General features: G+C 71.0%; 13 protein-coding genes. 6 read left to right on the forward strand and 7 right to left on the reverse strand.

Translation table 11 applies throughout. The features are described from left to right. The first annotated feature begins 9 nt into the window (after positions 1-9). Both BSB02_RS19720 and BSB02_RS19725 read left to right on the forward strand, forming a co-directional pair. Positions 10-414, forward strand: a complete 405-nt coding sequence (locus BSB02_RS19720) for a cupin domain-containing protein (protein ID WP_084960473.1) — start codon at positions 10-12, stop codon at positions 412-414. A gap of 33 nt (positions 415-447) precedes the next feature. Further along, complete coding sequence (locus tag BSB02_RS19725; RefSeq protein ID WP_084960474.1) at positions 448-1983, forward strand: aldehyde dehydrogenase family protein; 1536 nt, start codon at positions 448-450, stop codon at positions 1981-1983. A 68-nt stretch (positions 1984-2051) separates the two neighbouring features. Here BSB02_RS19725 and glnII read toward each other — a convergent pair whose 3' ends face one another. The 5 genes from glnII to BSB02_RS41530 all read right to left on the reverse strand — a co-directional run bounded on the left by glnII (position 2052) and on the right by BSB02_RS41530 (position 8650). Then, entirely contained in the window at positions 2052-3071 is a 1020-nt protein-coding gene (glnII, locus tag BSB02_RS19730; protein WP_084960475.1) for a glutamine synthetase, read from the reverse strand. A 96-nt stretch (positions 3072-3167) separates the two neighbouring features. Then, positions 3168-4259: a calcium:cation antiporter gene (locus BSB02_RS19735; protein WP_084960476.1), complete on the reverse strand. Its 1092-nt coding sequence runs from the start codon at positions 4257-4259 to the stop codon at positions 3168-3170. Positions 4260-4327: 68 nt separating this feature from the next. Further along, a complete protein-coding gene (locus BSB02_RS19740) occupies positions 4328-7288 on the reverse strand; it encodes an AAA family ATPase (RefSeq protein ID WP_084960477.1) in 2961 nt (986 codons plus the stop codon). A gap of 11 nt (positions 7289-7299) precedes the next feature. Next, positions 7300-7956 (reverse strand): hypothetical protein, encoded by a 657-nt coding sequence (locus BSB02_RS19745; protein WP_084960478.1) that lies wholly within the window; start codon positions 7954-7956, stop codon positions 7300-7302. Positions 7957-8119: 163 nt separating this feature from the next. Next, on the reverse strand, positions 8120-8650 hold the full coding sequence (locus BSB02_RS41530) for a hypothetical protein (RefSeq protein ID WP_206184785.1): 531 nt from the start codon (positions 8648-8650) through the stop codon (positions 8120-8122). A 53-nt stretch (positions 8651-8703) separates the two neighbouring features. Here BSB02_RS41530 and BSB02_RS19755 point away from each other — a divergent pair, with 53 nt between their 5' ends. Next, positions 8704-8979: a carboxymuconolactone decarboxylase family protein gene (locus BSB02_RS19755; RefSeq protein ID WP_084960480.1), complete on the forward strand. Its 276-nt coding sequence runs from the start codon at positions 8704-8706 to the stop codon at positions 8977-8979. Here BSB02_RS19755 and BSB02_RS19760 read toward each other — a convergent pair. Continuing rightward, on the reverse strand, positions 8966-9421 hold the full coding sequence (locus BSB02_RS19760; protein WP_084960481.1) for a flavodoxin family protein: 456 nt from the start codon (positions 9419-9421) through the stop codon (positions 8966-8968). The two genes, BSB02_RS19755 and BSB02_RS19760, sit on opposite strands and share 14 nt — an antisense overlap. Next, positions 9418-10575 (reverse strand): PQQ-dependent sugar dehydrogenase, encoded by a 1158-nt coding sequence (locus BSB02_RS19765; RefSeq protein ID WP_240506526.1) that lies wholly within the window; start codon positions 10573-10575, stop codon positions 9418-9420. The genes BSB02_RS19760 and BSB02_RS19765 overlap by 4 nt, the downstream gene beginning before the upstream one ends. A 38-nt stretch (positions 10576-10613) precedes the next feature. Between BSB02_RS19765 and BSB02_RS19770 the strand changes: the two genes are divergently transcribed. Genes BSB02_RS19770 through BSB02_RS19780 form a run of 3 tightly spaced genes read left to right on the forward strand, consistent with a single transcriptional unit; the run spans position 10614 to position 12391 of the window. Further along, entirely contained in the window at positions 10614-11369 is a 756-nt protein-coding gene (locus BSB02_RS19770) for an SDR family NAD(P)-dependent oxidoreductase (protein WP_084960482.1), read from the forward strand. A gap of 24 nt (positions 11370-11393) precedes the next feature. Next, positions 11394-11876 (forward strand): RrF2 family transcriptional regulator, encoded by a 483-nt coding sequence (locus tag BSB02_RS19775; RefSeq protein ID WP_084960483.1) that lies wholly within the window; start codon positions 11394-11396, stop codon positions 11874-11876. A 53-nt stretch (positions 11877-11929) separates the two neighbouring features. Continuing rightward, positions 11930-12391: a carboxymuconolactone decarboxylase family protein gene (locus tag BSB02_RS19780; RefSeq protein ID WP_084960484.1), complete on the forward strand. Its 462-nt coding sequence runs from the start codon at positions 11930-11932 to the stop codon at positions 12389-12391. Positions 12392-12415: the final 24 nt, after the last annotated feature.

Genomic DNA, 12415 nt, shown 5'->3' on the forward strand with positions numbered 1-12415 from the left:
CATGCCCTCATGACCCGACCACCCCTTGCCGAAGCCCTCGACCTCCTCCCCCACCCCGAAGGCGGCTGGTACCGCGAGACCTACCGCAGCCCCCACACCTTCACCCCCACCGGCTACCCCGGCGAGCGGTCGAGCGCCACCGCCATCTACTACCTCCTCCTCCCCGGCGAGCAGTCCATCCCCCACACCGTCCGCTCCGACGAGCTGTGGCTGTGGCACCGCGGCGGCCCGCTCCACCTCACCATCGGCGAGCAGACGATCACCCTCGGCCCCGACGTCGAGCGCGGTCACGTCCCCCAGGCGCTCGTCCCCGGCGGCGTCCGCCAGTCCGCGAAACCGGCAGCGGACCAGGAGGTGCTCGTCTCCTGCATCGTCTCCCCGGGGTTCGACTTCACAGATTTTTCGACGGAATGATTGGCTAGGCGAAGGAACTACAAGGAGGTCGCGGTGGCCCGCCATATCGTTTCCGTCGTCGGGGGCAAGGACGCCCCCAGCACGTCCACCTACGAGTCGCTCAACCCCGCACGCCTGACCGAGACGGTCGCCACGGTCGGGCTGGCCGACGCCGAGACGTTCGCGGCGGCCTGCCGTACCGCCAGGGACGCCCAGCGGGAGTGGGCCAAGGTGCCCGCGCCGGTCAGGGGGCGCGTGATCGCCTCGATCGGGCGCCTGGTGGAGGCCAACGCCGAGACGCTGGCCAGGCTGGTGACGCAGGAGATCGGCAAGCCGTACGGCGAGGCGCTGGGCGAGGTGCGGGAGATCGTCGACACCTGCGACTTCTTCCTGGGCGAGGGGCGCAGGCTGTACGGCCAGACCGTGCCGTCGGAGATGCCCGACAAGAACCTGTTCACCTTCCGCAACCCCGTCGGGGTGGCCGCCGTGATCACCGCGGGGAACTTCCCGGTGGCGGTGCCGAGCTGGTATCTGGTGCCCGCGCTGCTGTGCGGCAACGCGGTGGTGTGGAAGCCGGCCGAGTACTCCGCCGCCTCGGCGCACGCGCTCTACCAGCTGTTCGCCAGGGCCGGGCTGCCCGACGGCGTGCTCAACATCGTCTTCGCCGACGGCGCGGCCACCTTCGAGGGGCTGGACAAGGCGCTGGGCGAGGGCACGGTGCACAAGGTCGGCTTCACCGGCTCCAGCGAGGTCGGCCGCAGGATCGGCGAGCTGTGCGGGCGCCACCTGCAGTCGCCGTGCCTGGAGCTGGGCGGCAAGAACCCGATGGTGATCATGCCGGACGCCGACCTCGACCTGGCCGTGGAGGGGGCGCTGTTCTCCGGCTTCGGCACGGCGGGGCAGCGCTGCACGAGCCTGGGCACGCTGATCGTGCACCGGGACGTGCACGAGGAGTTCCTGCGGCGCTTCACCCGGGCGCTGGAGGAGGCCAGGATCGGCGACCCGACGGGCGACGTGCTGGCCGGGCCGCTGCTGGACCAGAAGTTCGCCGACCGGTTCGAGGAGTTCCTCACCTGGATCGAGCCGCACCACCGGGTCGTGTCGGGCAGGACGGGGCGCATCACCGAGGACAACCCGCGCCACGACTTCGACGGCGAGGGCGGCCTGTACTACCACCCGGTCGTGGTCGACGGCGTCCGGCCCGGCGACCGGCTGTTCATGGAGGAGACGTTCGGCCCGCTCGTGGGCGTGACGACCTTCCAGACCCTGGATGAGGCCCTGGAGCTGGCCAACCTGCCCGGCTACGGCCTGTCCAGCTCCATCTACACCACTGACCCCAAGTCGGCCTTCCGCTTCCGCGAGGGGATCTCGGCCGGCATGGTGTCGGTGAACAACTCCACCAGCGGCGCCGAGGCGCACCTGCCCTTCGGCGGCAACGGCAAGTCGGGCAACGGCAGCCGCCAGTCCGGCATGTGGGTGCTGGAGCAGTTCACCCGCTGGCAGGCGATGAACTGGGACCACTCCGGCCGCCTGCAGAAGGCCCAGATGGACGTCGCCGAGATCGTGCCGGACCTGGACTTCCGCCTGTGAACGGCTGAGCGCCGCAAACGGCGAGGACCCCGCCGGCCACCGGCGGGGTCCCGCGCGTCAGGTGACGGTCAGGCCAGGCCCTTCTTCTCCAGCGCCGTGCACACGGTGTCGACGAGGAGGCGGGTCACCACGTAGGGGTCCATGTTCGCGTTCGGGCGACGGTCCTCGATGTAGCCCTTGCGCTCCTTCTCGACCTGCCACGGGATGCGGACCGAGGCGCCGCGGTTGGACACGCCGTAGCTGTACTCGTTCCACGGGGCGGTCTCGTGGTGGCCGGTGAGGCGGGACTCGATGTCGGCGCCGTAGTTGCGGACGTGCTCCAGCGGCTTGTCGCCCTCGCCCAGCGCCTCGCAGGCGGCGATGATGGCGTCGTAGTTCTCGCGCATCGCCTTGGTGGAGAAGTTGGTGTGCGCGCCGGCGCCGTTCCAGTCGCCGCGGGCGGGCTTGGGGTCGAGGGTGGCCTCGACGCCGAACTCCTCGGCGGTGCGGTAGAGCAGCCAGCGGGCGACCCACACGTGGTCGGCGACCTCGATCGGGCCGGCCGGGCCGATCTGGAACTCCCACTGGCCGGGCATGACCTCGGCGTTGATGCCGGAGATCTTCAGCCCGGCGGCCAGGCAGCGGTCCAGGTGCAGCTCGACGATCTCGCGGCCGAAGGCGGCCTCGGCGCCCACGCCGCAGTAGTAGTGGCCCTGCGGGGCGGGGAAGCCGCCCTCGGGGAAGCCGAGCGGGCGGCTGCCCTTGAAGAAGGTGTACTCCTGCTCGATGCCGAACCACGGCTCCTGATCGGCGAAGCGCTCGGCCACCTCGCGGGCCAGGGCCCGGGTGTTGCTCTTGTGCGGCTCGCCGTCGATCTCCTCGACCTCGCACAGCACGAGCACGTTGTCGCCGCCCCTGATGGGGTCGGGGCAGGTGAACACCGGGCGGAGCACACGGTCGGAGGAGTGGCCCTCGGCCTGGTTGGTGCTGGAGCCGTCGAAGCCCCACACCGGCGGCTGCTCGCCATCGGCGACGATCTTCGTCTTCGAGCGCAGCAGAGCCGTGGGCTCGGTGCCGTCGATCCAGATGTACTCAGCCTTGTAGCTCACGGCGGTCCTTTCAGCGCGTTTTCCAGCCACGCCGAGGTTGCCAGTGAGCCATTTCCGCCTTTTTGCCCATGTGTGAACGGCGTGTTACGTATGGCGCTATGGTGTGACGGCCAGGAAAAGGAAGGCGCCGAAAATCGTCAGGTGGACGGTGCCCTGCATGAGCGTGGCCCGGCCGGGCGCGACCGTCAGCGTGGTGACCACCACGGTCAGCGCGAGCAGCACCATCTCCTTGGGGCCCAGCCCGAGCGTCAGCGGCCCCTCCAGCCACCGCGAGGCCAGGGCGATCGCCGGGATGGTCAGCCCGATGCTGGCCAGGGCCGAGCCCAGCGCCAGGTTGAAGCTGGTCTGGACCCGGTTCCTGCGGGCGGCCCGTACGGCTGCCGCCGTCTCCGGCAGCAGCACGAGCATCGCGATGGCCACCCCCACGACGGCGCGGGGCGCCCCGGCGGCGGCCACGGCCTGTTCGATGGCGGGCGAGGCGGTCTTGGCGAGGCCGACGACGCCGACCAGGCAGACCAGCAGCAGGCCGAGGCTGGTCCAGGACTGCCGGGCGCTCGGCGGCGCGGCGTGGACCTCCTCGCCGTCGGCGCCCGGCGGGAGGAAGTAGTCGCGGTGCCGTACCGTCTGCATGAACACGAAGACGGCGTAGAGGGTGAGCGAGGCGATCCCGGCGAAGGCCAGCTGGGGCGGCGAGAAGGTCGGGCCCGGCGAGGAGGTGGTGAAGGACGGCAGCACCAGCGACATCGTGGCCACCGCGCTGAGCGTGGCCAGCGCCGCGGTGACGCCCTCGACCTTGAACTCCACCACGCGGTGCCGCAGCGCCCCGGCCAGCAGGCACAGCCCCACCACGCCGTTGCAGACGATCATGAAGGCGGCGAAGACGGTGTCCCTGGCCAGGGAGCCGGCCTCCGGGCCGCCGGAGGTCATCAGCATCACGATGAGCCCGACCTCGATCACGGTCACCGCGATCGCCAGGATCAGCGTGCCGAACGGCTCGCCCACCCGGTGGGCGACGACCTCGGCGTGGTGCACGGCCGCCACGACCGCGCCGACCAGCGCCAGCGCCACGGCCGCCACCACCAGGCCCGAGTCCGGCGGCCGTCCCCACGTGGCCGCCAGCACCACGGCCGCCACCGGCGGGACCATCACCTCCCAGCGCGTCCACGCGCGACGCCTCATGCCGATCATGGGCTCAGCCTAACCGCGCGACCTGGACGTTCCCTGGAACCCCGGGCGGTCCCGGATTGACGGCCTCCCTAACGGTCGCGCGGCCCGTCGTAGCCCAGCAGCCGCATGGCGGTCTCGGGGTCCATCGCCGCCGCCAGCAGCTGCGCCCTCGCGTTGGCCCGGTCGCGGTCGTTTTCCGCCCTGGCCTGGGCGGCCCGCATGCCCCTGATCGCCACGGCGGCCACGCCGACGCCCACGATGATCGCCACGACGATGACGAACAGCAGGATCAGCAGCCCGGGCGAGGCGATGCCCGGCGCCTGGGCCTGCGCTGCCGGGGGCGACAGCGCGCCGGTCGCCACCAGCGCGCCGGCCAGCGCGAGCGCCACCAGGGCGAGCAGGCTGCCGACGACCACCCACACCCCGCGGCCCCCGCCGCGGGCCGGTGCGGCCTCACGCGGGTCGGGCGCCGCCTCCGAGGGTTCGGGCGGCGTCCACGGGACGAACTCGGGCGGCCCGGCCTCGACCTCGGGCAGCGCGTTGCGTGCCGCCGCGGTGGCGGGCAGCCCGTTGGGCGGCGCCGCCGTCCTGGTCGCCGTGGCGTGGGGCGCCGTGCCGGCGGGCAGCGTGTCGATCACCTCGCCGGCGATCGGCCGCTCGGCGGGGACGAGCGCGGCCTGCTCGGGCTCGCGCAGCTCCGGCTCCACGCCGGGCAGCTCGCGCATGACCCTGCTGTGCTCGCGGTGGGCGCGCGCCGCCTCCTCGTGGTACTCCTCGATCTCCTGGTAGAACTCGTCGGAGGCGTAGATCCCGCCGTCGACGAGCGGGCCCCGCCGCTGCTCGATGACCGCCACGACGTCCTCGCCGTTGAGGGTCTTGTGGACCTCCAGGGCGTGGGCCACCGCCAGCACGTCCCTGCGGTGGCGGCGCAGCAGTTCCTCGGTCTTCTCCATCAGCCGCACGAGGTTGAACTCGATGCGCTCGCCCAGCATGTCGGGCGCGTAGTCGGGCGAGCGCCGCTTGGGGTCGCGGTCGGTGATGGAGATCGGGCCGCCGGTCGGGCGCTGGCGCGGCATGGCCTTGCCGCCCATGATCTCCAGCTGCTGCAGCGCGGGCAGCGAGGCGACGCCCGTGCCCATGCCCCAGTGGGACTCCATGAGCGCGGTGAGGAACGTCGCCGAGTGCAGGTCGCCGGAGACGCCGGAGGAGTTGTCGTCGCCGAAGAACATTCGCTCCCCCGCCAGCGAGGCCAGGGAGACCATGATGTCGGCCTCGTACTCCGACTTCCACCGGGTGAACTGGTCCTCCGGCTTGATGGAGGCGACCATGCCCAGGTAGTCGGCGCCCTTCTCGATCGTGGCGATGTCGATCTCGAGGTGGTAGCGGGTGCGGTAGGCGATGACCGCGTGGCAGGCCTCGTGGACGGCCACGGCGTGCCGCTCGCGCTCGATGTACTCCACGTCCTCGGGCGGGCCGAGCTGCTTGAGCCGCTTGGCCTTCAGCACGTCCGACCAGGTGATCACGTCGCGCCCGTCGCGGATGGCGGTGATGAGCGCCTCGTTGACCAGGTCCTTGATGGTGGCGCCGGTGGCGTAGGGGGTGATGGTGGCCAGCTTGTCGATCTGCTCGTCGGTCAGCTCGTGGGCGACCTTGCCGAAGTAGCCCTGGTAGGTGCGCACCCGCCCGGCCTTGGAGGGGTAGCCGACCTTGTAGATGCGGTCGATGCGGCCCGGCCGCAGCAGGGCCTCGTCCAGCGCGTCCGGCATGTTGGTGGCCATCATGACCAGGATCCGGTACTTGGGCGGGGGCTTGGGCCGCATGCCCAGGGCGCGCCGTACCAGCCGGTTGAAGAAGCCGCGCGGCTTCTTCAGGCCGGACAGTTCGGTGAGCAGGGCCTGCAGGGTGCCCATGTCGCCCATGCCGCCCATGTTGCCGCCCATGAAGAAGCGGTTGCGCGGCTGTTCGTCCTCCACCGGCCGCCGGGCGCGGAAGGCGAGCGTGGCGCGGGTCTCCTCCGACAGGTAGTTCATCCCGTGGCAGCCGGAGAAGCCCTGGCCGGGCTGAGGCTGGCCGGCCAGCCGGCCGCGCCGGCCGAGGGAGTCGGCCTCGTCGAAGAAGACGATGACCCCGCCGTACCGCAGGGCGAGCTTGCGCAGCTTCCTGAACAGCGACTTGACCTTCAGGATGCCGATGCCCATGAACATGTTGATGAACGCGCCGGGGTCGACGAAGACGTACGGCTTGCCGGTCTCGCCGGCCACGGCCTCGGCCATGAGGGTCTTGCCGGTGCCGGGCGGCCCCCACAGCAGCAGGCCGCCGGGCACGTAGCCGCCCTTCTCCTCGATCTCCTCCGGCCGCTCCAGGAAGACGATGTTCTCCCTGACCCGCTCCACCACGTGGTCCTGGCCCCACACGTCCTTGAAGCGCGTCTTGATGTCGTCGGGGAAGTAGGTCTCCACGCCGCCGCGCGACAGGAACCAGAACAGGCCGATGAACTGGAAGACGATGAAGAAGAAGGCGAAGGCCAGCTGGGCGACGAACGGCAGCGCCATGAACAGCAGCGCCGGGGCCTGGAACAGGGCCACGAACGGGCTGGTGTCGAGCACCGCCCCCAGCACCATCGCCAGCAGCGCGACGAAGAAGGCGATCTTCAGGACGCGGGAGATGCGGAACCTCGTCCAGTCGCTGAACCGGCGGTGCGTCCAGCGGTCGAACCCGCCGAAGACGCCCTTGCTCCAGAAGCGGTGGTAGCCGGCCCAGTGCTCGCTGATCAGGAAGTGGACCTGCCGCACCAGCTCCAGCCCGATCAGCCAGAAGATCCACTGGTAGGCGCCGGCGATGGAGCGCATCGCCTCGGGGAAGGAGATGATGCCCTCGAAGTCGGCCATGGTCTTCCAGGTCAGCACCAGGAAGGCCACGCCCAGCAGGAGCAGGAACTTGACCCGGTCCCACAGCGGCAGCGACTTGCGGGTCTCCGGCCCCTGATCGTCGGGACCGCTTCCCGGAGCGCGCAGTCCCTCGTGGTAGGAACGGTTGGTGCTTGGCTTCACGTGCGCCCCTCTTAACCTGGCAGCCGGAGCAGCTTGAAGGAATCCTTGATGCGGTCGAACTCAGCGGCCCTGGCGCGGAAGCAGTCGGCCCGGCAGCTGATGACCAGGGCGGAGATCGTCGAGCCCCGCTCGTCCAGCAGCGCCGTCAGGTCGTAGGTCTGCACCTCGCCCTCGTACCGGTAGTTGAAGCGGACGTGCACGCCCCTGGCGCCGTCGTCCAGGTGGATCGGCTCGTCGATCAGCAGCTCGAAGCCGGTGAACCTGAGCTGCTGGCCGTAGGCCTGCGCCTGCTGCTGGATGAGCTCGCGCAGTTCCTGGGTCACCGGCAGGAAGAAGTCGCGCAGCCGGTTCATGGAGACGACGGCCTGCTGCTCCTCCGTGAGCCTGTGCACGGTCGCGTAGACGAACGGGTCCGGCGAGCTGAGCAGGTGCTCGGGCGAGGGGTTGTCCGACTGGTCGAACGCGGTCGACCAGACCCGCTGCCTGGTCAGCTGGGCCGCCGCGGAACCCGGCTCCTCGCCGGTCAGGAACAGGTCGATGGCCGTGGACTCGACCGGGGTGAAGGTACTGGGAACCTTGAAGTAGGTGGTGCCCTCCCTGTCGCGGACGTAGATGAACTCGTTCTGGCCGCACGCCGTCAGCCCCGCGACCATCAGAGCCGCGATCACGCCTGCGGCCGTCCTCAGCCAAGCCCGCGCCGCTTTCACTAGGGCTTACCTCCGCTTTAGGGCCAACGAGGTCTTTGTGCCCAATTTGGCGGGGAATCCTGCTTCTAGTTTCCTGAAAATCTTGACCAAAGAGTCGCCGAAGCTTGGCTTTACTTGTGACAGATCACGAAGGCGTCGGGGACGGCGAGGGAGTCGGAGACGGCGAGGCGGGCGACGGGGCCGGGGACGGCGAGGCGGGCGGCGAGGCGGGCGGCGACAGGGTCGCGAAGATCCCGATCGGCGGCTTGACGTCGGCCGTCAGCCGGATCTGGGGTCCCGAGGCGAACCGGAAGGTCAGGGGCACGAAGCTGCCCTGGATGCCGGTGACCGTGGCCAGCGGGCGCAACCCCGCGCCCACCGGCTGGTTGGGCGGCAGCTCCGGCGGCACGAGCACCTGCACGCCGCCCGCGCCCTGGACCTGCTCCAGCCGGTCGGGCCGCTCCCCGGAGTTGATCAGCACGCCGTACAGGGTCGCCCGCCCCTGCCCGGCGTCGACCAGGAAGACGTTGCGCAGGTGCAGGTCGCCGAAGCTGGTGTTGGCGCCCTCGTTGGGCGGGTGGTACAGGCGGGTGACGTCGTCGATGTCATGCGGGGAGAGACCGGTACATCCAGCAAGGAAGCCGACCAACGCGACAGAAATCAGCAGCCTGCGCATGTACCGGATCTACCCCATGTAACGTGTGACACGCCCAAAAGCGACTTCAAGGTATGGATCCCCTCGCTGAACGCCGCTTCCTGGAGGTGTGGTCGGGCGCCGCGATCAGCGGCCGGGACCGCAGGCTGGTCCTGCTGGGCCTGCTGACCGGCCTGGGCCTGGAGGAGGCGATCGACGTGCAGGTGGACGCCGCCCTGCGCACCGGCGACCTGACCGCGGCCGAGCTTCGGGAGGTGGTCGCCTTCCTCACCCACTACGCGGGCTGGGCGCGCGGCGCCCGGCTGTCGGCCCAGGTGGAGGAGCTGATCGAGCGGGTCACGAAGGGCTGATCGTCGCCGCCAGGGTGGCGCCCAGCTCCCAGCAGGCCTCCAGGTCCGCCTTCGTCACCGCGCCGATGACCACGACCGGCCTGGCCGCCGGCTCCCAGCCGAGCCCCCCGGCGATGGCCTCCACCGCCCGCACCGCTCCCGTCGCGTCGTTGTTGCCGTGGACGTACAGCCCGTACGGCAGGCGCCGCGTCTCCTCCAGGCACGGGTAGTAGACGGTGTCGAAGAAGTGCTTGAGCGCGCCCGACATGTAGCCGATGTTGGCCGGGGTGCCCAGGACGATCCCGTCGGCGGCGAACACGTCGCTGGCGGTCGCCTGCAGCGCCGCCCTGGTGACCACCTCGACGCCCTCGATCTCGTCGGTCGTCGCACCCTTCCTCACGCTCTCGAACAGCTCGTGGGTGGCGGGTGAGGCGGTGTGGTGGACGATCAGCAGGCGGCTCACGAGGCGGCCTCCACGCGGTAGAGCGGGCCCTGGAGGCTGAGCGCGTACAGCTCGCCGTCGTGGTCCTCGCCGAAGGACGACAGCTGCTCGACCGTGCCGACCCTACGCCCCTCCCCCGGGTCGTCGGCCGGGGTGGCCCTGATCCAGCCGGCGCAGAAGTCACCGTAGAGGAACCGTCCCCGCAGCCAGGGGATCCGGGCGCCGCGGTAGACGAAGCCCGCGATGACCGAGCAGTTGCCGTCCCGGCCGAGGGGGTAGACGATGGCGGGCTCGGTCAGGCCGCGCGCCTGGCCGTCGCGGAAGCGGGCCCTGCCCTCGCGCAGGTTCCAGCCGTAGTTCTGCCCGCCCTTGGCGGCGGCGCGCTGGACGTCGACCTCCTCCCAGGCGTTCTGCCCCACGTCGCCGATCCACAGGTCGCCCGTCTGCCGGTCGAAGGTGAACCGCCACGGGTTGCGCAGGCCGTACGCCCAGATCTCCGGCCTGGCACCCCGCCTGCCGGCGAACGGGTTGTCCTCCGGCACTTCGTACGGCCTGCCGCGCGGGTCGATGCGGAGGATCTTGCCCAGCCAGGTGCCGAGATCCTGCCCGTTGCCCTGGGGGTCGCCCGCGCCGCCGCCGTCGCCCAGGGCGATGTAGAGGTAGCCGTCGGGGCCGAAGGCGAGCTGGCCGCCGTTGTGGTTGGCGTACGGCTGGTCCTGGGTGAGGACGTCGCGCCTGGCGGTGGCCCGGCGGCCGTCGTAGGCCCACTCGGTGACGTGGGTGTCCCCGTCGGCGTCGGTCCAGTCGAGGTAGAGCCAGCGCCCCGAGGGGTGGAAGGCCACGCCGAGCAGGCCCTGCTCGTTGCCGCCGCTCACCTCCCCCGACAGGTCGACGACGGTCCGGCTGCGGCCGTCCCGCAGGACCTTGAGCCTGCCGGTCTGCTCGGCGACGTAGAGGCCGTCGTCGCCCGCGCGCACGGCGAAGGCCACCGGCCGGTCGAACCGCGCGATCTCGGTGAAGCGCAGCTCGCCCCAGGTGGGTGCCGGTGACGGGCTCCGTGTCGGCGGCGTGGCCTGTGGTGATGCGGCCTGCGGGGATGCGGCCGAGCAGGCGGTCACGGCGGCCAGAGCGGCGGCCAGGACGGGGACCAGGGCGGGGATCGGCGGGAAGCGCACGCCTTCGATACTGGCACGGAGGGCCTAAAGTTCTTGGCATGCCCACCGCATTGATCACCGGCGCGACCGCCGGCCTCGGCGCGGCCTTCGCCCGCAGGCTGGCCGCCGACGGCTTCTCGCTGGTCCTCGTGGCCCGCGACGCCCGGCGCCTGGCCGAGTCCGCCGAGACGCTCAAGCTCGCCTACGGCGTGGCCGTCGAGACGCTGCCCGCGGACCTGGCCACCGACGAGGGGCTGCGGCGCGTCGAGGCCAGGGTCGGCGACGGCGTCGACCTGCTGGTCAACAACGCCGGCTTCGGCCATCCCACGCCCTTCCTCCAGACCCCGGTCGAGGAGGAGGTCAAGATGCTCAAGGTGCACTGCGAGGCCGTGCTGCGGCTCACCCTGACGGCCGTGCCGGTCCTGCTGCGGCGCGGCAGGGGCGGCGTGATCAACGTCGCCTCGGTGGCGGCGTTCTTCAACCGGGGCACCTACAGCGCCTCCAAGGCGTGGGTGGTCAACTTCAGCGAGTCGGTGGCGGCCGAGATCCGCAACCCGCGCGTGAAGGTCATGGCGCTGTGCCCGGGCTTCGTGCGCACCGAGTTCCACCGGCGGGCCGGGATGGACATGTCCGGGACCCCCGAGCCGCTGTGGCTGGACGCGGACGAGGTGGCCCGGGTGGCGATGCGCGACCTGGCCAGGGGCGTCACGGTGAGCGTGCCGGGGCTGCTCTACAAGGCGATCGTGGCCGTCGGCACGCTGGTGCCCAAGAGCGTCCAGCACGCGGTGAACGCCCGGCTGAGTCGACGCCAGTAATCCTGGAGGTGTAGTATCCAGGATATGAGGATGAGCGAGGGCGTCGAGTGGGCGCTCCACAGCTGCGTCAACCTGGCCTGGATGGAGGGCCAGGCCGTCACGGCGGCCAAGCTGGCGGCCATCTACGGCCTGCCGGCGGCCTACCTCAACAAGCAGCTGCAGGCCCTGGCCAAGGCCGGCATCCTCACCTCGACGTCCGGCCCGCGCGGCGGCTTCCGGCTGGCGCGCGAGCCCGACCGCATCACCCTGCTCGACGTGGTCACCGCCATCGAGGGGGCCGAGGACGCCTTCCGCTGCGAGCAGATCCTCCGCAACGGCCCGAGCGCCGACCCGGAGATCGACTACCGCAGGACCTGCGCCATCTCGATCGCCATGCGCAAGGCCGAGCTGGCCTGGCGGCGCGAGCTGGCCGGGCAGACGATCGCCGACATCCTCGCCCAGGTCGGCCGCACGGCGCCGGCCGCGGCGTCCAACGTCCGATCCTGGTTCGCCAACGTGCGACCCTAGGGTTTTCCATCGAGCAATTCTGGATATCTAAAGTCAACAATGGAGAGGAAGTCATGCAGCCACGGATGAACGTCAAGAAGCACGCTCCCGCCCTCTACGAGGCGATGCTCAACCTCGAGGCCGCCATGGGGCGCAGCAGCCTCCCCCACGTCACCTACGAGCTGGTCAAGCTGCGCGCCAGCCAGATCAACGGCTGCGGCTTCTGCGTGGACATGCACGCCTACGACCTGAAGAAGTCCGGCGAGAGCGACGAGCGCATCTGGTCGGTGGCCGCCTGGCGCGAGGCCCCCTACTACACCGAGGCCGAGCGGGCCGCGCTGGCACTGGCCGAGGCGGCCACGCGACTGGCCGACAACCCGCACGGCGTGCCCGACGACGTCTGGGAGGAGGCGGCCAAGCACTACGACGAGGAGACGCTGGCCGCGCTCGTCATGGCCGTCGCGGTGATCAACGCCTGGAACCGCATCTGCGTGACCACCCGCCAGGTCGCCGGCTCCTACCGCAGGACGGCGTAGGCGGCCTTCTCGGCGCCCGCCCGT

The organism is Thermoactinospora rubra (assembly GCF_002093975.1).
Taxonomy (GTDB): domain Bacteria; phylum Actinomycetota; class Actinomycetes; order Streptosporangiales; family Streptosporangiaceae; genus Nonomuraea; species Nonomuraea rubra_A.

Coding starts and splice junctions, on each gene's coding strand:
- BSB02_RS19720 (WP_084960473.1), top strand. CDS start 10: ATGACCCGACCACCCCTTGCCGAAGCCCTCGACCTCCTCCCCCACCCC.
- BSB02_RS19735 (WP_084960476.1), bottom strand. CDS start 4,259: ATGATCGGCATGAGGCGTCGCGCGTGGACGCGCTGGGAGGTGATGGTC.
- BSB02_RS41530 (WP_206184785.1), bottom strand. CDS start 8,650: ATGCGCAGGCTGCTGATTTCTGTCGCGTTGGTCGGCTTCCTTGCTGGA.
- BSB02_RS19755 (WP_084960480.1), top strand. CDS start 8,704: ATGGATCCCCTCGCTGAACGCCGCTTCCTGGAGGTGTGGTCGGGCGCC.
- BSB02_RS19770 (WP_084960482.1), top strand. CDS start 10,614: ATGCCCACCGCATTGATCACCGGCGCGACCGCCGGCCTCGGCGCGGCC.
- BSB02_RS19775 (WP_084960483.1), top strand. CDS start 11,394: ATGAGGATGAGCGAGGGCGTCGAGTGGGCGCTCCACAGCTGCGTCAAC.
- BSB02_RS19780 (WP_084960484.1), top strand. CDS start 11,930: ATGCAGCCACGGATGAACGTCAAGAAGCACGCTCCCGCCCTCTACGAG.